This window comes from Phenylobacterium sp., from assembly GCF_030681155.1.
In the GTDB taxonomy this organism is placed as follows: domain Bacteria; phylum Pseudomonadota; class Alphaproteobacteria; order Caulobacterales; family Caulobacteraceae; genus Phenylobacterium.
Genome location: NZ_JAUXXE010000034.1, coordinates 156,027 through 177,883, shown reverse-complemented (window position 1 = coordinate 177,883; position 21,857 = coordinate 156,027). Strand labels below are relative to the sequence as shown.

The window sequence follows — 21,857 nt, the reverse complement described above, 5'->3', positions numbered from 1 at the left end:
GAGTTCCAAATGACGGACCTGGATCAGCCGTCGAATACTGACCGTGTCCGGCAGCGCGCAAGAACTCGATTGAGTGGGGACCGCGTCTGCCTACACCGCCTTCCCGCGACCTAGCTAGGTTGGCCCGCCTGCCTTCCAATCCGCAACCGTCAGGGCCGAAGGCGAAGTTTGTTTGGTAGTATTCAAATAATCACGATATCGCTTCGAAAGGCCCGAAATTGAAGCCCTTTTGAATGAAAACCGACATCGCCACCATCCGCGCTATTCATCAATTCTTGAAGCGACCTGATTGCATCGTTTTTGTTGGATCCGGCGCCTCGACCTGGTCGGGTCTCCCGACTTGGCGCGCACTCCTTGGGGAGCTTGCACATTTCCTGGATACCGAAGGTCATTCCTCGGAACTTGTCCGCCGCGAAGTAAAAAATGGCGACTTGCTGCAAGCTGCAAGCTTCGGCGTCAGCAAGCTGACACCCGCCTCCTTTGGCACGTTCATCCGCGAGGCAGTTCGAGTGGACAGCTCGACTCCCCACGCGTTGCATAAGGCAATCGTCGAACTTGGGCCGACGAGCTTCATTACAACTAACTACGATACATTGCTCGAGAGAGCACTTCAACTATGGAAGCCCGAATCATTCTATCCAGCAGCAGTCACTAACAAGCATCTAGTAGAATTGGCGGAAGTTATTGGGGCGCGATCGTCCCACTTTATATTCAAACCGCACGGAGACATTGGGGATATTTCGAGTATAATTCTCACTCGAGAACAATATAGATTACTTATGCCCGGCGGTGAACGGCAAAACGCGCTCGAAACCCTCAAAACACTACTGACGACCCGCCCTGTTCTTTATGTTGGATTTGGACTTCGGGATCCCGATTTCCTTTACCTACGCGACCTGTTGCTTAACATATATCATGGTGCCGTGCGAGATCACTGGGCAATCATGCCTGATGTCGGCAGTGAAGAGGTCGACTACTGGCGTAGCCAATACGGTATTAGGCTAGTGGGCTACGAGACGCGCCTCCAGTCGGACGGCTCACCCGACCACGGTGAGCTTCTCTCCGTACTGGAACTACTCGCTGCACCCGACGTGGCCACATCGAGCGGGATAGACAATTCGCCCGACAAACTTAGCGAAGCCGAGTGGACGCTAGCACTGACCCGCTATACGTCCGGCCTCATTCGCCGCTTGACCCCCACTCGAACGCCAATTGACGTGCGCATTTCGCAGGTCAGCACGACTCGAAACACGCGCGTCAGATTCGGCCAATACGAAGGCTGGACGACCAACCAGTTCCTTCTGGAAGGCCCACAGCCCGCGTATTTGATCGGACTGCCGGGCTCTGGAAAGAGCTTTGCCCTCCGTCAGGCCGCGCGTCAGCTCGCCACTGACCTGCAACAGGCGTGCCTAGAAGACACAATCGCTGACACTCGGTGCACACTGCCAGTTCTAGTCGATCTAAAGCTCTATCGTGGCGATCTCGGCGCTCAAATCGCGGCCGAGCTACCCGCAGGCTTCAGTCTTGACCAGTTGAGGGGCAGTCTACGCCTGCGACTCTTTCTCGACGCCTTCAACGAAATGCCATCGGAACACCTCGAGAGCGGCGAATTGTTTAAATCGCTTGAAACGCTCGCAAGTGAGATCGGCGACTTCAGTTATGCAATTTCATCAAGAACGACAGATTCACTTCTGGAGAGGCCAGGAGAACCCTCATTCTACGAGATTGATCGGTTCCAACGGCAATATGTTGCCGAGATCTTAACTGAACGCGGCATCTCCCTTTCAGGTGCGTTCGCCGATGAGGTCGAATATCTCCTGAGTCGGCCGTTCTTCTTGCATCTAGTCTCGAAGGCTGCAGTCGAAGTTCCAAAAAACGCGAGGCCGCGCGACCTCTTCGCTTCCTATCTGACAGGGCTTCAGGCCGCCTTTGCCGTTCACTTTGGGACAGATTTTGAAATATTCTCCATCCTTTCGAAAGTTGCCTATCGCGCCATCGAAACCGAGAATGAGGCGTTCCCTATTGTCTGGCTTACCGACCTTCTAACAATTCAACTGCCAAGGTCGCCGGCCTTCAACGCTGTCGATGTCGTCAATTGGCTGATCGGGCGGGAGTTCCTAATCTCGTATACCGGCCGTCGCGCTTCATTCGTCCATCAATCAATAACGGAGTACTGCGCGGCGACTGAGCTCGCCAGGCTTTCCCGAATTGACGAGCTATCGCTGCACGAAACGATTGCATCGAAGAAATGGGATCAGTGCCTATTCCTCGCCCTAGCGCTGATGCAGCCGGACACTGCGGAGAGAGTTTTGATCGACGCTATGAACGCCGATGTGCGCCTAGCGATCAATGCGGTGCGCTACGCCGAGGAAGGTCAATCGAGCACAGTGACGCGCTTGCTCGACATGCTCAACAATCAGGCAAAGAGCGGAACCACAGAAAGGCAGTTTGGGATTTCCTTGCGCCACCTTCCAGTCGGGCCTGAACATGTGACACTTCTGAGAGAACTCGTCGGCGCAGGAAATACAATCGGTGGCGAAGCGGTTAGACTAATGGCGGATTTACTCGGCGCCGCTTTCAAGCCGGAGTTGCTCGATCTCTTGGAGGCTCACGGCGACGACTACAATTTTGCCGCCAACGGCATAGCGCCCGCGCTCACACCACTCATCGAAGCAGATGACTTGCCGCGAGTGCTAGAGATCGCAAAACGCGGGCTAGCCAAGGATGAAGACGGCAAAGCTCATTTTTCGGCTGTCCAAATCGTCTTGAGTCGATTTGGCCCTGATGCATTGGCAAGTGCGGTCCGCGGAACTGACCGAGAACCGCGCTGGGTGTCACTCATGGCGGGAGCTCTGCACGAGCGCCAGGATGACGACTCTTTCGCGCTATTGGCTGAACTACTGCTCGAGAACCCAGCAGAGGTCACGCCATCCCTAGCACTTGCCTTGACTAAATCCCGAATGAAGTCGTCCACAACGCTACATAGATTCCTCGATCATCGCCACATTGAGGCCATCTGGAGCGTTCGCTTTACAGCCGCACTGTGGAGTTCTGCCCTTTCCCGAGTGTGCAAGCTCGACCCTATCTTAAAGTCCACTGCGGCGGCGCTAATACCGGCCTCGATAGGGATTGAGGCTATTGGGCTTCGCTATTGCACTGGGGTCGACCACGAGATTTTACTCGATGAATTGGAAGCATTGCTGAGTCTCGACGACGCATCACTTATTAATGAGGAATTTAACGTATATCCGTTAAGCAAACTCAATTGGAGAGGTCGAGAACCGCTGCTCGTTCGCAGCATCGCCAGAGATTTACCAAAGTTGCGGAGCGTCCTACTTGAGGTCCTAGTCTATTCGAACCTCGTGCCGGCGAGCATTAGCCTCGACGTGATGCAACCCGCTTTGGATATGATCGATACCCAGCCATCAAATGACGACTGGTGGTGGTTCAGACACAGACTCGGAGAGTTGGCGGCTCACGTAGGCGATAAGGAAGTTCAAGATTTCTGCCTAAATGCACTACTGCATGGCTCCACGAATTTGAGAGATTGGGTCAAGAAAGATTACTTAAGCAAAGCCGACCTCAACAGCGATGCCCTCAATGACGACATGATCGCCGTCTTGCTCGCAGACTTAAACCTACCCAATCGCATCCAAGCACATTGGTACAATCCACTCGGCCATATCGCCACAGAAAGACTCGTGCGTGAGCGTTTACTCCCTCTCGCGGAGGGTTCATCGAGCGAATTTCGCAAGAACCTCTCAGTGGTTCTTTCGGCCGCCGGTGATCGGCACGGCAAGCGGTATTTGGTATCTACTTCCCAAGTGGGTAGCAGCTCAACAAACCCGCGAACGCTAGCCTGACGCTAACCGCAGGCGACGGTTGGGAGACAACCTGCTGCAAGGTCACGAACACCCGTTATCCCATGCTGAAACCACGCCAGGTCTGTTACCCTCTCAAAGAAAACGCCGCCGGCCCTTTCGGACCGGCGGCGCGGGTACTCTATGCGGAACTAGGTCGTCTTAGGCGAAGGCGGCGGCCGTCTTGCGACGGCTGTTGCGCACGGCCGAGCCGGCGAGGCCGAAGCCCATGATCATCATCGCCCAGGTGGCCGGTTCCGGCACAGCCGAGACGGTGGCGATGTTGTCGAACTCGAACGAGTTCTGGCTCGAGGCGAACACCACCGAGGTCACGGTCTTGTCGCCGAAGGTGTAGGTCATCCGACGGCCGATCGACTGGTCGCCGCCGAAGGCGCCGCCGGCCAGTTGGGTGCCGCTCAGCAGCTCGGAGGTGTTGTCCGAGAAGTTGAAGCGGATCGAGTTGTAGGCGTCCGGCGAGCCCATATAGACGCTGAGCAGCTTGATGGCCGGGGTGGTCAGGGTCAGCGAACCGCCGCCGAGCACGGCGACATAGTTGGTCAGGTCGCCGGGGGGCGGAGCCGAAATGCCCGACATCAGGCCATCAGCGCCGTTGTAGATGTTGACCGCGCCGCTGGTGGCGGTGCTGTAACCGGCGGCTTCCAAGCCGTCGAAGTCCCAGACCATCACTTGGCCCGCGGGCAGGGACAGGTTGTCGGACGTGTAAGAGACGTTGACGGCGGCGTTGGCCGAACCGGCGATGGCCGAGGCGGCCAGGGCGGCGATAGCGGCCGCTTTAATCGAGATCTTCATAGAGATACCCCTCCAGTGCCTCCGCGCTCGACACGTTTTGCGACGGGCGCGGCGGATCAAGACGGGACAGTCCCGCCTCTACGCAGGTTGGTAGTTCAAGATCGGCGCCAACCAGCGTTCGGCGACCTTCAGTTCCCAGCCCTTGCGACGGGCATAGTCCTCCACCTGGTCCTTTTCGATCCGGCCGACCCCGAAATAATGGGCCTCCGGGTGCGCGAAATAGAGGCCCGAGACCGAGGCAGGCGGGTTCATGGCGAAGCTTTCGGTCAGCTCCATGCCGGTGGCCGCTTCGGCGTCCAGGATCTTGAACAGGGTCGCCTTCTCGGTGTGGTCGGGCTGGGCCGGATAGCCCGGGGCCGGGCGGATGCCGCGATAGGTTTCGCCGATCAGGGCGTCGATATCGAAGGGCTCGTCAGGGGCGTAGCCCCACAGTTCGGTGCGCACGCGCCGGTGCATGGCCTCGGCGAAGGCCTCGGCCAGGCGATCGGCCAGGGCCGCGGCCAAGATCGCCGAATAGTCGTCGCCGGCGTCCTTGAACTTCTGGGCGATCTCCAGTTCCCCGTGGCCGGAGGTGACGGCGAAGCCGCCCACCCAGTCGGGCTTGGTCCCCACCGGCGCCACGAAGTCTGCGAGCGCCACATTGGCGCGGCCGCCGTCGTCGCGGCTCTTGTCCTTGGCCATCTGCTGGCGAAGGGTGTGCAGGCGGGTCAGCTCCTGGGTGCGGGTCTCGTCGGTGTAGAGCACCACGTCGTCGCCGTCGGCGTTGGCCGGCCAGAAGCCGATGACGCCGCGCGCCTCGAACCACTTCTCCTCGATGATCTGCTTCAGCATCACCTGGGCGTCTTTGTAGAGGTCGCGCGCGGCCTCCCCCACGACGTCGTCTTCCAGGATCTGCGGGAAGCGGCCGATCAGTTCCCAACTGGCGAAGAACGGCGACCAGTCGATGTGCTGGGCCAGGTCCGCCAGGTCATAGGCGACGAAGCTGCGCGTCCCCAGGAAGCTCGGCTTGGGCGGTTCATAGGCGGTGAAGTCGGGGCGATAGGCGTTGGCGCGGGCCTCGACCAGGCTGGCGCGGGCGCGGTTGTTCTGGCCGCGGGCGAACTGTTCGCGGACCTTGATGTAGTCGGCGCGGGTTTCGGCCTGGACCCGGTCCTTCTCGGTCGGCGACAGCAGGTTGGAGACCACGCCGACCGCACGGCTGGCGTCCAGCACATAGGTGGTGGAGCCCGCCTTATAGGCCGGCTCGATCTTGACCGCGGTGTGGGTCTTGGAGGTGGTGGCGCCGCCGATCAGCAGCGGGATGGTAAAGCCGCGCCGCTCCATCTCGCCGGCGACATAGACCATCTCGTCCAGGCTGGGCGTGATCAGGCCCGACAGGCCGACGATATCGACATTGTGGGCCTTGGCCTCGTCCAGGATGCGGTCGGCCGAGACCATGACGCCGAGGTCGATGACCTCGTAGTTGTTGCACTGCAGGACCACGCCGACGATGTTCTTGCCGATGTCGTGGACGTCGCCCTTGACGGTGGCCATCAGGATCTTGCCGGCCGCCTGGCGGACCTGGCCTTCCTTCTCGGCTTCCATGAACGGCATCAGATAGGCCACGGCCTGTTTCATCACCCGGGCCGACTTCACCACCTGGGGCAGGAACATCTTGCCCGAGCCGAACAGGTCGCCGACCACGTTCATGCCGTCCATCAGCGGGCCTTCGATGACGTGCAGCGGGCGCTGGGCCTGCTGGCGCGCCTCCTCGGTGTCGGCCTCGATGAACTCGGTCACGCCATGGACCAGGGCGTGGGTGATGCGCGCGCCGATGGCGCCCTCGCGCCAGGTCAGGTCCGGGCCCTTGTTCTCGCTCTTGCCGCCCTTGTACTTCGGGGCCAGCTCGACCAGCCGCTCGGTGTTGGAGAGGACGGGATCGCGCTGCGGGCGGTTGAGGATCACGTCCTCGACGGCCTCCTTCAGCTCGGCCGGGATGTCGTCATAGACCGGCAGGTCGCCGGCGTTGACGATGCCCATGTCCATGCCGGCGTTGATCGCGTGGTAGAGGAACACCGAGTGGATGGCTCGGCGCACCGGCTCGTTGCCGCGGAAGCTGAACGAGACGTTGGACACCCCGCCCGAGACCCGCGCATAGGGCAGGCTCTGCTTGATGACCTTGGTGGCCTCGATGAAGTCGACGGCGTAGTTGTCGTGCTCCTCGATCCCCGTGGCGACGGCGAAGATGTTGGGGTCGAAGATGATGTCTTCGGGCGGGAACCCGACCCGCTCGACCAAGATCTTGTAGGCGCGCTGGCAGATTTCGATCTTGCGCTTTGCAGTATCGGCCTGACCGACCTCGTCAAAGGCCATGACGACGACGGCGGCGCCGTAGCGTAGGCAAGCCTTCGCCTGCTCGATGAACTTGGCCTCGCCTTCCTTCATCGAGATCGAGTTGACGATGCACTTGCCCTGCACGCAACGAAGACCTGCCTCGATGACTTCCCACTTGGAAGAATCGACCATGACCGGAACCCGGGCGATGTCCGGCTCAGCGGCGACGAGGTTGAGGAAGGTCTTCATGGCTTCGACGGAGTCGAGCAGACCTTCGTCCATGTTCACGTCGATGACCTGAGCCCCAGCCTCGACCTGCTGGCGCGCGACGCTCAGGGCCTCGGCATAGTCCCCGGCGATGACCAGTTTCTTGAACTTGGCCGAACCGGTGACATTGGTCCGCTCGCCGACGTTTACGAAGATGGGGCGCATGAAGTCCTGGTCGTTCTGGAGGTCGTGGAAGTGGCCGTCGAGAGGCCGGCTCAGGCCAGCTCGAACGGTTCCAGGCCGGCGAGGCGCATGGCGACCGGCCGTTCCGGAATCGCGCGGGGCTTAACACCCTTCACGGCGTCGGCCACGTGCCGAATGTGGTCCGGCGTCGTGCCGCAGCAGCCGCCGAGGATGTTGACGATGCCGTCCTTGGCCCACTCGTGCAGTTGGTGGCCGGTTTCATGCGGCTGCTCGTCATATTCGCCCATGGCGTTGGGCAGCCCCGCGTTCGGATAGGCCGAGACCAGGGTGTCGGCGACTCGCGACAAGTCGGCGATGTGCGGCCGCATCAGGTCGGCGCCGAGGGCGCAGTTGAGACCGATGGCGAACGGCTTGGCGTGCTTCACCGAATTCCAGAACGCCTCGACGGTCTGCCCCGAAAGCGTGCGCCCCGAGCGGTCGGTGATGGTGCCGGAGATCCAGATCGGCAGCGGCTCATAGCCTTCATCCTCCATGTCGAGGATCGCCTTGATCGCGGCCTTGCAGTTCAGCGTGTCGGTGATGGTCTCGATCAAATACATGTCCACCCCGCCGTCATGCAGGGCGATCATCTGCTCGCGATAGGCCTGATAGACTTCCTCGAACGTCACCAGCCGCGCGCCAGGGTCGTTCACGTCCGAAGACATTGACAGCATCTTGTTCAGCGGCCCGATGGAGCCGGCGACGAAGCGCGGCTTGTGCGGCTCCTTGGAGGTCCAGGCGTCGGCCGAGGCGCGGGCCAACTTCGCACCCTCGAAGTTGATGTCGTAGACGGCGTCGCCGCACTCGTAGTCGGCCTGGGCGATAGTGGTCGCCGAGAAGGTGTTCGTCTCGGAGATGTCGGCGCCGGCTGCGAAATACTGGTCGTGCAGATCCGAGATGATATCAGGCCGGGTGATGCAGAGCAGGTCGTTGTTGCCCTTCAGCTCCAGCTTGTGATCGGCGAACCGTTCGCCACGATAGTCGGCCTCCACCAGGCCGCGCTTCTGGATCATCACCCCCCAGGAGCCGTCGAGGATGAGCACGCGCTCCTTGGAGATCGCCTTCAGGGCGGAGATGCGTTCCTGGCGGGTCATTTCGCGGCGTCCTGCTGCTTGGCCAATTCCTCGCGGAAGGCCTTCTCGCTGGCGGCTACGGTCTTCTGCAGCAGCCCTGGGTCGATAAAGGGATTGGGACCGCCGGCGGCAAGGGCGGCCCGCTTTTCCGTCATGCCGAATTGCTCGGCGTGCGGGGCGAGAAAGACGTCGGCCTTCATGGTCTTCAGCTTGGCGAAGCTCTGCTCGTAGTCGGCGACGATGCCTGGATACTGCGGTCCCTTGGTTTTCGAAACCAGCCGGTTAGCCGCCACCGAGGTGCTGCAATATATCATCGCTTGGCGGCTTACTCCTTCGATCATCACCGGGAACGTCCAGGTGGTGCAGCCCGCCGAGTGCCCGGGGGTCAGATGAGCGGTGAGCGCTATGCCGCCCATGCTCAGCCTCTCACCGTCCTCCAGCGCGCGATCAACCTTGACCGGCGCGAAGTCGAAGGCCTTCACCTCTTCCGAGCCCGGGTATTTCCCGGTCTCCAGAGCGATCTTGTCGCCGGCGCTGGCCGCCAGCTTGGCGCCGGTGTCGCGCTTCAGCTCGGCCAGGCCGCCGGCATGGTCGAAGTGAGCGTGGGTGTTCAGCAAAACCTTCACCTCGGACGGCGCGAAGCCGAGCTTGGTTATGCTGGCCTCGATATCCTTGGCGCTGCCGGGCATGGCGCCGTCGATAAGGATGTGACCCTGCGGTGTGGTGATCAGATAGGCCCCGATCCCAGCTGTCCCGACGTAGTAAAGATTGCCGGCGATCTTGAACGGCTCGGTCGGGGTCGTCCAAGCCGCCGGGCTCTGGGCCTGGGCCTGGGCAGGCATGGCGACAAGCGCGGCTAGTACGGCAAGGCGCTTCACGCCGCGACCTCCACGGGAGGCGGATCGCTCTCCCGCACGCCCAGCACGCGGCAGATCGCATAGACGAGGTCGGCGCGGTTCAGAGTGTAGAAATGGAAGTCCGAATAGCCTTCCTCGGCCAGCCGCACACACATCTCGGTCGCAACCGAGCAGGCGATCAGCTTGCGGGTCTCCGGATCCTTGTCCAGACCCTCAAACAGGTTGGCGAGCCAGGCCGGCAACGGGATGCCGACGGGACCGGCCATCTTCTTCAGGCCCTTGTAGTTAGAGACCGGCATGATCCCCGGCGACACCGGAATGGTCACGCCCGCCTTCCGCAACTTGTCCATGAAGAACAAGTATGCGTCGATATCGTAGAAAAACTGAGTGATGGCGCGCGTGGCGCCGGCGTCGATCTTGGCCTTCAGCACGTCGATGTCGTGATCGATCGACGGGCTTTCCGGGTGGATCTGCGGATAGAGGCTGACGCTTACCTCGAACGGGGCGACAGCCTTGATGCCCGCCGTCAAATCAGTGGCGTTCAGGTAGCCGTCGGCGCGGGGGACATAGACCCCCCCGATATTGCCAGGCGGATCGCCACGCAGGGCGACGATGTGCCGGATGCCCGCATCCCAATAGGCCTGCACCACCTCATCGACTTCGGCCTTGGAGGCCTCGACGCAGGTTAGGTGCGCGGCCGGCTTCAGGCTGGTTTCCTTCAACATCCGCACAACGGTGCGGTGAGTGCGATCGCGGGTTGAGCCGCCCGCGCCATAGGTCACCGAGACGAAGGACGGGTTCAGCGGCTCCAGCCGGCGGATCGCCTCCCACAGGCTGGCCTCGGCCTCCGGTGTCTTTGGCGGCGAGAACTCGAACGAAACGGACGGACGCGGCGCGGTTCCAGCGCCGGCGCGAGCCACGGGTCCGAGCGCGGTTTCATGAGGGCTCATGCGGCGCTCCTTTGCGGTTGGCGGGCGCGTTCAGCAACCCAGATCTTGACGGTGAGGCCTTCGCCCCGTTCGGGTGGCAAGGCCGCAGCGCGGATCTTTGAAAGACCGGCCTCGCTCAGCCAGCGCTCCATCTCCGGCTCGGAAAAGCCCAGCCGGCGATGCTGGTGCTGCTCGCGCAAGAATTCCAGGGCGTGAGGGGCGAAATCGACGATCAGCAAACGGCCGCCTTCAGCCACCAGCCGCGCGGCCTCGCGCACGGCGGCGGCAGGGTCGGCCAGATAGTGCAGCACCTGGTGGACGACAACCAAGTCGGCGCTTTGGGGTGGGAGCCGGGTGCCAAAGATGTCGCCGTGGCGCAGCTCGCAGCGCTCAAGGCCGGCCTCCGCCACATGGCTGCGGGCGATGTTGAGCATCTGCTGGGAAAGATCGAGCCCCAGCGCCGCCTCCGCATTGGGACCCAGCAAGGTGAGCATCCGGCCCGTGCCCGAGCCCAAATCCACCAAGCGTTTAAACGGCCCGGGGCCGGCGGCCTGCAGGATCGCGTCCTCGACCGCGGTTTCGGAGACATAGAGCGAGCGAATCTCGTCCCAACGCGCGGCGTTGCGGGCAAAATACTCGCCGGCCTCGGTGGAACGCTCACCCCGCACGGCCTGCAGCCTCTCGGCGTCACGCGACAGGATCGGATCGGCAGGGTCGATCACTTTCAGGGCTTCGTCGGTCAGGCGCCGGGCGTCGCCCACGGCCGCCAGGCGGTAGAACACCCAGGCACCATCGGGAAAACGCTCAACCAGGCCGGCCTCTGCCAGCAACTTCAGATGTCGGGATACGCGGGGCTGGCTCTGATCCAGAACCCGGCAGAGTTCCAGCACCGCCAGCTCTTCACGCGACAGCAGCGCCAGGATACGAAGCCGCGTCGGCTCGCCCGCCGCGCGCAACACATCAACCGCCTGACCCGTGGACAACGTCATGGGCCACATAAAGATATCTTTATGTCTTTATGTCAAGCGGAGCCGATGCGCCGAAGGGCGTTCTAACACGTCTGGGGCCGCCGCGCCGCCCTGCCCTTACGAAGCCGGCCTCAACCCTGGGCGATCACCTCGTCAGGCATCTCGATATCGATCTCCAGCGTCGAGACCTTGGCCCCGCGATCGAGCTTCACCACCACCTTGTCCTGGTCGATGGGGATATGCTTGGCGATGACCGCCAGGATTTCCTTTTGCAGCACCGCAGCCAGGTCCGGCCGCCCGGACAGCACTCGCTCGTGAGCCAACAGAAGCTGTAACCGGTCCTTGGCCACCGGCGCCGACGAACGGTTTCGCGAGAAGAAATTCAGGATGCTCATGCCGCGGTCGCCTTTCGTCCAAACAGCCGGCTCATCAGGCCGCGCTTTTCGGCCGGCGTGTTGATCGCGACGCTCTCGCCCATCAGGCGTCGGGCGGCGTCCGTGTAGGATCGGGCGGCGGCGGACGCCGGGTTGTGCAGCGTCACCGGCGAGCCGACGTTCGAGGCGGTCAGGACATCAGGGCTCTCAGCGACGATCCCCAGCAACGGGATGGCCAGGATCTCGAGAATGTCCTCGACCTTCATCATCTCGCCCTTCGTCGCACGCGCGGCGTCGTAACGGGTCAGCAGCAAGTGCTTCTCCAGCCGCTCGCCGGTCTCGGCCCGCAGGGTCTTGGAATCAAGCATGCCGATGATGCGGTCCGAATCTCGCACCGACGAAACCTCCGGATTGGTCACAACCACGGCGATATCGGCGAAGCGCATGGCGAGTTGCGCGCCCTTCTCGATCCCGGCCGGACTGTCGCAGACGATCCAGTCGAAGCGCTCGCGTAGCTCAGCGATCACGCGGCCAACGCCCTCCTCGGTCAGGGCGTCCTTGTCGCGGGTTTGCGAGGCGGGCAGCAGGTAGAGGGTCTCCACTCGCTTGTCGCGGATCAGAGCCTGGGGCAGCTTGGCGTCGCCCTGGACCACATTGACCAGATCGAAGACCACCCGGCGCTCGGCGCCCATGACTAGGTCCAGATTGCGCAGCCCGACATCGAAATCGACCACGACGACGTTCTGGCCCGCCTGGGCCAGCGCCGCGCCGAGCGATGCCGATGAGGTAGTCTTACCGACGCCCCCCTTGCCCGACGTGACGACCATTACCTTAGACATGCGACCCACACTTTCTTCACTTCGAGAACCACTCAGTCGAACGCCGACAGACGCAGCGCGCCTCGATCACACATGACCTGGACCGAGCGCCCATGCAGCGCCTCGCCCCAGTGCTCCGCTGTCCGGTAGAGGCGGTCGACGCCGACCAGCTCGGCCTCCAGCTTCCGGCAGAAAATCCGCGCACTGTCGCCGGCCCGCAGTCCCGCGATGGCCCGGCCGCGCAGCGCGCCGTAAATGTGAATGGAGCCCCCCGCGATCACCTCGGCGCCCGAGGCGACCGGTCCGATGATCGTGATGTCGCCGTCCTCGAAGACGATCGACTGGCCAGAGCGCACGGGTCGATCGATCAACAAAGAGGAGACGCTCGGCGCGGCGACCGGCGCCGGCGACGGCTCGTCGTGGGGGGCGGCATGTAGGTCGGCCCAGGTCTCCAGCGTCTGCACCCTTCCGTGAAGCGTCTTGGGCAACCGTTCCCAGCGCGTACCGGCGAGCAGGACCGGATCGACGCCCTCGACGCCGATCAGTCGAAGCTGACGCGCCTCGAGTCCCTCAAGAACGATGAAGACCGCATCGGGCCCGCCCTCCTCCAAGGTCGCGCCCAGGTCGGCGACGATCGGCCGGTCGATGAAGAAGCCGCCCGCCCCGTGCATCTGCTGGTCGAAAGCCGAAAACCACTCGGCCATCGGAAATTCCGGCGCCACGACCAGCGCCATGAAGGTCCGCCCCCGCAAGGTCACATGCGGCGCGGCCAGCGTCTCAACAGCCATGGCCAAGCACCATCGAGGACGTCTTCTGGAGACCCTGGCGTGGGGCGAGCAAATCAGCCATGGGCCGTGAACCTCCGTCGGAATTGAACCCGCCCAGCCTCGTCGGAGCCGACGAACTGTCGCCGTACGCGGACAGCGCACGACCGGATTCTGATTGTCTGCTTGCTAGGGTTGGATTGCAGGCCGCCCGGTCCGGCAACGAGAAGCTGCGGTCCGGTTCGTGCTGCGGAAGAAGGCCGTGCCCCAGCGTGGGGACCTTCTTTTCATCCCAACCTGGGCCAATTTTGGGCCGGTTAAGTTCACAATCTCAACGAGATTCGGCCTTCGTCGCGGTTGTGCACAGTTAGTTCGGTCGCTGACCGTCGTTCATCTAGTTCATTTGCACTTTGGCAACTTAGAGATGCTCCTTCGCCTCAAGGTTGCGAGATCCAGGATGACGGTACGATACGCGCGCGTTCGGCGCATTGGCGCGGCGTTCGCCGTCTTAGGATCCCTGCTGGTCGCAGGGCCCGCCTTCGCCGCTGCGCCTGACGCGCCCACGATTGGAACCGCGACCGCCGGCGACGGCCAAGTATCCGTCACCTTCACCCCACCGGTCTCCAACGGTGGCTCGGCCATCACCACCTATATCGCCACCGCCAGCCCTGGCGGGGCGTTTGGGACCTGCGCGGGGCCCGCTGCCTGCACGGCCACGGTCACCGGCCTGACCAACGGCACGAGCTACGCCTTCACTGTGACCGCGACGAATGGCGACGGGACCGGCCCAGCTTCCAGCGCCTCAAACGGCGCTACGCCGAAGGGCAATCAGACCCTCACCTTCGCCAATCCCGGCGCACAGAACTTCGGGACCAGCCCGACCCTTTCTGCGACGGCTACCTCGAGCCTGACGCCGACGTTTTCGTCCAGCACGACCGGGGTCTGCACAGTCACCAGCGGCGGAACCCTGACCTTCGTCACCGCAGGCTCCTGCACCATCGACGCCGACCAGGCCGGCGCCACCGCCTGGAACGCCGCGACGACGGTCACCCAGACCTTCACCGTGAACGCGATCACACCGGGCGCGCCGACGATCGGCACAGCGACGGCAGGCGACACCGAGGCGACGGTCACATTCACAGCGCCGTCATCCACCGGCGGGGCCTCGATCATCGCCAGTGGCTATACGGTAACGGCCAGTCCCGGCGGAGCCACAGCAACCGGTTCATCATCCCCGATCACGGTTACGGGCCTGACCAATGGCGTCGCCTATACCTTCACCGTCACCGCGACCAACTCGGCGGGGGAGGGCGATGCCTCATCGGCGTCCAACAGCATCACCCCGGCCCACCCGCAGAGCATAACCTTTGGCAATCCCGGCACCCAAAACTTCGGCACGACGCCGACCCTGACGGCGACGAGCAGCGCAGGCGGCGGCTATCCCGTGAGCTTCACGTCGAGCACGACGGGGGTTTGCACCATCACCAGCGGCGGGGCGCTGACCTTCGTTGCGACAGGTAGCTGCACCATCAACGCCAATCAGTCGGGAGACATGAGCTTCTTGGCCGCTCCACAGGTCAGCCAGACCTTCACCATCGCAGCGGTGGTTCCCGGCGGGCCAACGATGGCGACGGCGACGGCGGGCGATACTCAGGCCAGCATCGCCTTCACCTCGCCGGTGTTCACAGGCGGGGCGACGATCACCGGCTACACCGTGACGTCAAATCCGGACGGCATAATTGCAGCCGGCGCTGGCTCGTCGATCATCGTGACCGGCCTGACCAACGGCATCGCCTATACCTTCACCGTCACCGCGACCAACGCGGCGGGGACAGGCTCGGCGTCGCCGGCGTCGAACTCGATCACGCCGGCGGCCACTCAGACCATCACCTTTGCCGCGCCTGGCGCGCAAAATTTCGGCACGACCCCGACCTTCACGGCGACAGCGGATTCCGGCCTGACGCCGTTGTTCACCTCGAGCACGACCAGCGTCTGCACGATCACCAGCATGGGCGCCCTGACCTTCGTCACGGCGGGGACCTGCACCATCAACGCCGACCAGGCGGGGAACGGCTCTTACCTGCCGGCCCAGCAGGTCAGCCGCAGCTTCACCGTCAACGCCGTCATCCCAGGAACGCCTACGATCAATGGGGTCACGCCAGGCGACGGCCAGGCGACCGTCGCCTTTACCCCGCCGACCTTCACCGGAGGCGGGATCACCGGCTATCGCCTCACCGCAAACCCTGGCGGGCTGACCACAACCTGCACGGCGTCGCCCTGCGTGTTCGCGGGTCTGAGCAACGGCGTCGCATACAGCTTCACGATCCAGGCGTTGAACGGCCCACTGACCAGTTCCCCGTCCGCCGGCTCGCCGCCTGCGACGCCAGTAGGACCTACGCCTTCGACGCCGACTCAGACCGCCCAGGCGATTTCGGGGCTGGCAGTCAATCCGGGGGCGCCGGTGTTCAAGCCCGGCGGAACCTTCGGCGTCAGCGCGGCCGGCGGCGGTTCATCCAGCCCGCTGGTGTTCGCCATCGCCCCGAGCAGCGCCGGGGTCTGTTCGATCAGCGGTTCGACAGTGACCATGCTGGCGACGGGTCTTTGCACGATCACCGCCGACCAGGCGGGAGATGTCAGCTATCTTGATGCGCCCACCGTGAAGATCGACGTCCGCATCGCCGTGGCGACACCGACCCTTACGTGGAGCGGCGACCAGACCAAGACCATCGGCGATCCCGCCTTTGAGCTTGCTGATCCAACAAGCGACAGCAAGGGCGACTTCACGTTCGCCAGCAGCGATCCTGCCGTGGCGCAGGTCAGCGGCCGTACGGTGACCTTGGTTGGGCCGGGGACAGCGACGCTGACCGCCCGCCAGGCCGCCCAAGGCGACTATGCCTCCGCCAGCGTCAGCTTGGCCTTGACCGTGACAGCGCGACCCAACCCGACCAAGGACTCGACCGTCACCGCCGCCGGCCAGGCCCAGGTGGACGCCGCGGTGCGTTTCGCCGCCGCCCAGCAGGCCAATGTGCAGTCGCGCCTGCGCCAGTTGCGCAGCGCCGAGGGGGCCAACGCCTCCAGCAGCGGCGTGACCTTCAATCTTCAGAGCGTGACGGGCCGCGACATGAGCGTCCCGACTGGCGCCCTGAACCTGGACGGTGCGGGCTTGCCGCCTGGCTGGGGCGTGTGGACCGCCGGGGCGCTGATCTTCGACGAACGCCGCGGCGGCGACGGTTTCGCCGGGTTCGACGTGCGCAGCGAGGGCGTGAGCGTCGGGCTCGATCGGCGGGTCGGCGAGACCTTGATTGTCGGCGCAGCGGCGGGCCTGGGCTGGAACGACACCAACTTCAACGGCTCACCGTCGGGCATGGACGGCAGCCAAGGCTCGGTCTCGGGCTATGGTCTGTGGCGAGCAAACGAGCATGTATTTGTCGACGCCCTCGTGGGCTGGGGACGGCTCGACTTCGACCTGACCCGCTGGAGCGCCGAAGCCGGCGCCCTGGCCAGCGCCAAACGCAGTGGGGACCAATGGTTCGGCTCGCTGACGCTCGGCTACGAGGAACGCGGCGCGCGCGGCGTCCTGACCGGCTACGGCCGCCTCGATGCGAGCCGCACTACGCTGGAGGCCTATCGCGAGCGCGGGCTGGGCGTCCTGGACGTGGCCTATCGCGAGCAGACGATCGACAACTCGAGCATGGCGTTCGGGTTGGAGGCCGGCCGGAATTTCAAGCACGGCGAGACTGGGATCCGGCCTTTCGCACTGCTCGAATACCGGGCCGCGGTGCAGAACAGCGGCGACCAAGCCATGAACTACGTGCTGAATCCCGCGACCAGCGACTACATCCTCTCGCTTAGCAGCTTCAACGACGACGCCTGGGTCCTGGGCGCGGGGCTGGACATCGACCTCCCCGCCGGCTGGTTGCTATCGCTGAGCTATCGCCGCGAGGATGGATCGAAGTCCGAGAGCAACGGGTATGGCCTAAGCGTCACCTATCGCGGCAAGCCGGGCCGCAACTAGGCCGCCCTGGTGGGGTCGGTGAGGGTTTCGGCCATTTCCTGATCGGTCAGCGGCTCCATGGCCGCGGCCCTAGTCGGGCGCTCGATCATGCGGCGTACGCGCGGGCGCTCAGGACCCCGGTGCAGGGCGCGGACATGATCGGTGATGTCGCGATCGGCTTCAGTGATCCGCTGGTTGTGGCGCACATAGTCGAGCCAGGTTGCGGTATGGTAGCGCTCGATCCACAGCCGCGGGTCGGACAGATCGCGCAACAGCGTCCAGTGGCGCGCCCCGTCGCGGCGGCGGATGCGCCGGCGGTCGACCATGGCGGCCAGGAATTCGTCGATATCCACCTCGTCGATAAGGTACTCGATGGTGATCACGATCGGGCCGCTGCGAGGCTGGATCGACACCGCCAGGTCGGGCTCAGTCCAGGAGCCGATGAGGTCGAGATTCAGGCCCGAGGTGGATGACAGCGGCGCGCGCAGGCCGATCAGGGCGCAGAGGAGTTGGGCGGCCCCAGCCGCGCAGAGAGTCAGCAAAAGCCCCTCGCGCTCGGCGACCATCCCCCAGGTCCAACTACCCAACGCCATGCCGCCGAACGCAGCCATCTGGTAGAGGGCCAAGGCCCGCGCCACCACCCAGCGAGGGGCTGACATCTGCACCGTGACATTGAAAGTCGATAGGGCCAGCACCCATGCGCCGCCGGCGAAGACCAGGGCCGCCATGCCGGCCGCCAGCCAGGAACTGAACGCCAGGGCGATGGTGGCGACGCCGAAGATCAGGCAGGACCAGCGGACAATCAGTTCGTTGGACATGCGGGCGCGCAGCCGGGTGCTGGCTACCGCCCCGCCCACGGCTCCGGCGCCGAAGGCTCCCAGCAGCAGGCCAAAGACCTGCGGACCGCCACCCATCGTGTCGCGCGCGACCAGCGGCATCAGCGCCTGGACCGCACTGGCCGCAAAGCCGAACACCAGGGCGCGCAGCAGCACCGAACCGATCCGGCCGGACATGGCGACGTATCGCAGGCCTGTCCGCATCGCCACGCCCAGCCCCTCGCGCGGCAAGGTCCGGGCCGGACGTTCCGGCTTCCACCGCGCCAGAACGAAGATCAGTCCGGTGTAGGTGAAGGCGTTGACGGTAAAGGCGGCCGCGGCCCCGGCGGCGGCCACGATCATGCCGCCCACGGCCGGTCCGACGCTGCGGGCCAGGTTGAAGCCCATGGAGTTGAGCGCCACCGCGCCAGCCAGGTCGCGGCGTGGCACCATCTCGCCTACCGAGGCCTGCCAGGCCGGGCCGTTCATCGCCGCCCCGCACCCGATCAGGAAGGTGAAGACCAGCAGCACCCAAGGCGTGATCCATCCGGCCCAGGCGAAGAGGCTCAGGGTGACGGACACCACCAGCATGAAGACCTGGGCCGCCAGCATCATTTTGCGCCGGTCGAAGGTGTCGGCCAGCGCGCCCGCCGGCAACGACAGCAGCATGATGGGGAGGGTGACCGAGGCCTGCACCAGGGCGACCATTCCCGCCGACCCGATCGAGGTCATCATCCAGGACGCGCCGACGGACTGGATCAGACCACCGAAATTCGACGCCAGGCTGGCGATCCAGACAGCGCGAAAGATCGGACTGTTCAGCGACGCCAGCAGCGACGGATTGGTGGATTGAGCGCCGGGATCAACCGCCGAGGTCGTCGAGCTTGACGGTTGATCGGGCGATTTCATCTGGACCGTCTGATCCTCGGCTGTTGTGCGACGTCGGAAAGCTGAAGCCCCCGGCTATCAGACGCCGCGCCGCGCGCCGCTTCAAGGTCGAAGCGCGACCTCCACCGTCACTGCGCCGACGCGCGCCTTGCCCGTGCCGCCGCCGTCATAGGCGAAGTCGATGACCAGCGTCCTCCCAGGAAACACCCAGAGGGTTACACTGAAACCGGACTCATCACCGGTTCGCCGGCCAGGAACAGCCGCACGTTCTCCAATGCCTGGCCGATCATGCGAACGACCGAGTCCGAGGTGGCGCCGGCCGAATGCGGGGTTAGGACCGCGCCGGGGACGTCTTTCCAGCGCGCGGCTGGAGTCGGCTCGGTCTCGAAGACGTCGAGCCCCGCGCGGCCCAGCCGCCCATCCTTCAGCGCGGCGATCAGCGCGTCCTCGTCGATGATCGAGCCGCGGGCGACATTGACGATCATGCCGCGCGGGCCGACCGCCTCAATCACCGCCTGGTCGACCATCTTTCGATTGGTCTCGTCGGCGCGGCAGGCCACGACCAGCACATCGCTGTCGGTCGCCAGCTTCAGCAGCGTCTCGGTGCGCGGCCAGCGAGCGCCGGCCTTTTCGCGCGGTCCCCACCAGGCGATCTCCATGCCAAAGGCCTCACCGCGAACCGCCACCGCCTCGCCGATGGAGCCCAAGCCCATCACGCCCAGCTTGCGGCCGCGCAGGCCGGGCCGCGCGCCCATCCGCTCGCCCTCCGCCCAGGAGCCGCCGCGCACCGCGGCGTCACCGACGACGATGTTGCGCCAGCCGGCGATCATCAGGCCGATGGCGTGGTCGGCCACATCCTCGGCGTTCAGGCCGTGAGCGTGGGTCACTTCCACCCCACGCGCCCGGCACCACGGCACGTCGACCCCGTCATAGCCGACGCTGACGCAGGCGATCAGGCCGAGCTTGGGCAGACCTTCCAGGAAGGCTGCCGGCAGCGGGATTTCACCCGCCTGAATGATCACTCGAACCTCGGCCGCCTGCTGCGGCGTCAGTTCCCAGCGCCGCGCGACCTCGTATCCCTGCGCCTCCAGAGCCTGTTGCATCGGCGACAGCATCTGGTGGGAAAGCAGGACGACGGGCTTGGACGACGCGATCATGGGGTTCTCCGAACTCTGGCTCTCCTATAGCCACGGTGGAGGGAGGACGTCATGCGCCGCATCGTGATCCTCGGCAATTCAGGGTCCGGCAAGTCCACCCTCGCGCGAAAACTCGGCGCCAAGCTGGACCTGCCAGTGATCCACCTCGACGTCCTCTTCTACGAACCCGGCTGGAAACCCGGAGTCTCGGAGGTCTTTCGGCAACGCGTGACCCAGGCGGTGGCTGGCGACGCGTGGATCGTTGACGGGAATTTCCTGGGCCTGATCGGCGACCTCAGCCTGCCGCGCGCCGACACCATCCTTTGGATCGAGCAGCCGCGCTGGCGCTCGCTGGCCCGCGCAGCCTGGCGCAGCATAGATCGGCGCGGGCGCAACCGCCCCGACCTCCCCGCCGGCTGCCGCGACAGCCTGGATAGCGAGACCCTGAACTTCATCTGGACCTTCGATCGGATCGCCCGACGCAACATCGAGCACATCCTGGCCCACCAGGCGCCGAGCAAACCGGTCCACCGGCTGCGGGGCGATCTCGAGGTGGCCGCGTTCTTGCGCCAGGCGGGCCGATGAGCCTGCCCTCCACCTTCAGAAAGCTCTGGGCCGCCCAAACCGTCTCGGCCTTCGGCGCTCGGATCACGCGGGAGGGACTGCCGATCATGGCGGTGACGACGCTCGGCGCGAGCGCCGCGACGCTGGGCGTCCTGGCCGCGGTGGCCAGCGGCGCGGCGTTGGCGGCGGCGCTGGCGACAGGCGGCCTCATCGACCGCCATCGCCGCCGGCCGCTGCTGATCGGCGCCGACCTGTTGCGCGCCGCCGTGTTGATCACCATTCCCATCTCCGCTGGGCTGGGCGTCCTGACCCTGCCGCAAGTGCTCGCGGCCGCCGCCTTGGTCGCCGCCGCCAGCGTCGTGTTCGACATCGCCAGCCACAGCTACCTGCCCAGCATCATCGGCAAGGCCGAGCTCGTCGAAGGCAATTCACGGCTGGCCGCGACCGAGTCCGTGGCCGAGGTCGGCGGCCCTGCCCTGGCCGGCCTACTGTTCCAATGGCTGAGCGCACCCATCGCAGTCGCCGCCAACGCGGTCACCTACCTGGTGTCAGCCGGCTTCCTCGCAACCATCCGAAACCCGGAGGCGGCGCCTGCTGAATCACCGCCGGACCATTGGACGCGCGATGTCACCCAGGGCTTTCGCCTGGCCTGGTCCGACCCCCACATGCGTCCGCTGCTGCTGATGACGGCCGCGCAGGGCCTGTTCGGCGGCGTATTCAGCGCGCTCTACGTGCTGTTCGCCGTGCGCACTCTGGGCCTCACCCCCGCCATGCTCGGCCTCGCCATCGGCGCGGGCGGAGTTGGCGCTCTGGCCGGCGCCGTCATCGCCCCCCGGCTTTCACACCGTCTGGGCCAAGGACGCGCGATCATCGTCGCGATTGCTGGCGCAGCGCTCGCCGTACTGATCACGCCGTTCGCGCCGGCCGCGCCTGTGGCGGGCCTTGCGGCCTTGATCGTCTCGCAAGTGATCGGCGACGCCTTTGCCGTGGCCGGCGGCGTCCTGACCGCGAGCCTGCGTCAGACCCTGCTGCCGCAAGCGGTGCTCGGCCGCGTCGCCGGGGCCTTCCACGCCTCGGCCGGGGCTATGTCCGTGATCGGCGCGCTGGGCGGTGGCCTGCTCGGCCAGGCGATCGGACCGCGTGCGGCGCTGCTGATCGCCGCTCTGGGCTTCTTGATCCCAGCCCTGATCGCCGTCCTGTCGCCGCTGCGCGATCTGCGCGAAAACGCCCCAGCCGATTGACGA

General features: G+C 64.6%; 14 protein-coding genes and 1 pseudogene. 4 read left to right on the top strand and 11 right to left on the bottom strand.

The genetic code is table 11. The features are described 5' to 3' along the window. Positions 1-233 precede the first annotated feature (233 nt). Positions 234-3,863 (top strand): SIR2 family protein, encoded by a 3,630-nt coding sequence (locus tag Q8M13_RS09240; RefSeq protein WP_305299570.1) that lies wholly within the window; start codon positions 234-236, stop codon positions 3,861-3,863. 159 nt (positions 3,864-4,022) lie between these two features. On the opposite strand, the pseudogene Q8M13_RS21005 reads toward Q8M13_RS09240, so the two are convergent. From Q8M13_RS21005 to minC, 9 genes and pseudogenes are all read right to left on the bottom strand, one after another. Next, positions 4,023-4,148, bottom strand: a pseudogene (locus Q8M13_RS21005) (PEPxxWA-CTERM sorting domain-containing protein); the annotation flags it as partial. Positions 4,149-4,748: 600 nt separating this feature from the next. After that, entirely contained in the window at positions 4,749-7,415 is a 2,667-nt protein-coding gene (gene metH, locus Q8M13_RS09230) for a methionine synthase (RefSeq protein ID WP_305299568.1), read from the bottom strand. A 50-nt stretch (positions 7,416-7,465) separates the two neighbouring features. Continuing rightward, positions 7,466-8,527 (bottom strand): homocysteine S-methyltransferase family protein, encoded by a 1,062-nt coding sequence (locus Q8M13_RS09225; protein WP_305299567.1) that lies wholly within the window; start codon positions 8,525-8,527, stop codon positions 7,466-7,468. Continuing rightward, positions 8,524-9,348: a subclass B3 metallo-beta-lactamase gene (gene bla / locus Q8M13_RS09220; RefSeq protein WP_370869999.1), complete on the bottom strand. Its 825-nt coding sequence runs from the start codon at positions 9,346-9,348 to the stop codon at positions 8,524-8,526. Before bla ends, Q8M13_RS09225 begins: the two co-directional genes overlap by 4 nt. Positions 9,349-9,380: 32 nt before the next feature. Next, positions 9,381-10,313, bottom strand: a complete 933-nt coding sequence (gene metF / locus Q8M13_RS09215; protein WP_305299563.1) for a methylenetetrahydrofolate reductase [NAD(P)H] — start codon at positions 10,311-10,313, stop codon at positions 9,381-9,383. Continuing rightward, positions 10,310-11,281 carry a metalloregulator ArsR/SmtB family transcription factor gene (locus Q8M13_RS09210; RefSeq protein WP_305299561.1) on the bottom strand — a complete coding sequence of 324 codons (972 nt, stop codon included), beginning with the start codon at positions 11,279-11,281 and terminating at the stop codon, positions 10,310-10,312. Before Q8M13_RS09210 ends, metF begins: the two co-directional genes overlap by 4 nt. 110 nt (positions 11,282-11,391) lie before the next feature. Continuing rightward, positions 11,392-11,655 (bottom strand): cell division topological specificity factor MinE, encoded by a 264-nt coding sequence (gene minE / locus Q8M13_RS09205; protein ID WP_305299559.1) that lies wholly within the window; start codon positions 11,653-11,655, stop codon positions 11,392-11,394. Beyond that, positions 11,652-12,473 carry a septum site-determining protein MinD gene (minD, locus tag Q8M13_RS09200; RefSeq protein WP_305299557.1) on the bottom strand — a complete coding sequence of 274 codons (822 nt, stop codon included), beginning with the start codon at positions 12,471-12,473 and terminating at the stop codon, positions 11,652-11,654. The genes minE and minD overlap by 4 nt, the downstream gene beginning before the upstream one ends. Before the next feature lie 32 nt (positions 12,474-12,505). Further along, positions 12,506-13,240, bottom strand: coding sequence for a septum site-determining protein MinC (gene minC / locus Q8M13_RS09195; protein WP_305299555.1), 735 nt, complete (start codon positions 13,238-13,240; stop codon positions 12,506-12,508). Between the two features lie 433 nt (positions 13,241-13,673). Here minC and Q8M13_RS09190 point away from each other — a divergent pair, with 433 nt between their 5' ends. Then, positions 13,674-17,231, top strand: a complete 3,558-nt coding sequence (locus tag Q8M13_RS09190) for an autotransporter domain-containing protein (protein WP_305299553.1) — start codon at positions 13,674-13,676, stop codon at positions 17,229-17,231. Here the strand turns inward: Q8M13_RS09190 and Q8M13_RS09185 are convergent. After that, positions 17,228-18,934 (bottom strand): MFS transporter, encoded by a 1,707-nt coding sequence (locus Q8M13_RS09185; RefSeq protein ID WP_305299552.1) that lies wholly within the window; start codon positions 18,932-18,934, stop codon positions 17,228-17,230. The two genes, Q8M13_RS09190 and Q8M13_RS09185, sit on opposite strands and share 4 nt — an antisense overlap. A 194-nt stretch (positions 18,935-19,128) precedes the next feature. After that, positions 19,129-20,070, bottom strand: a complete 942-nt coding sequence (locus Q8M13_RS09180; RefSeq protein ID WP_305299551.1) for a 2-hydroxyacid dehydrogenase — start codon at positions 20,068-20,070, stop codon at positions 19,129-19,131. A 51-nt stretch (positions 20,071-20,121) separates the two neighbouring features. Between Q8M13_RS09180 and Q8M13_RS09175 the strand changes: the two genes are divergently transcribed. Next, positions 20,122-20,634, top strand: a complete 513-nt coding sequence (locus tag Q8M13_RS09175) for a hypothetical protein (RefSeq protein ID WP_305299549.1) — start codon at positions 20,122-20,124, stop codon at positions 20,632-20,634. After that, a complete protein-coding gene (locus tag Q8M13_RS09170; RefSeq protein ID WP_305299548.1) occupies positions 20,631-21,854 on the top strand; it encodes an MFS transporter in 1,224 nt (407 codons plus the stop codon). The genes Q8M13_RS09175 and Q8M13_RS09170 overlap by 4 nt, the downstream gene beginning before the upstream one ends. Positions 21,855-21,857: the final 3 nt, after the last annotated feature.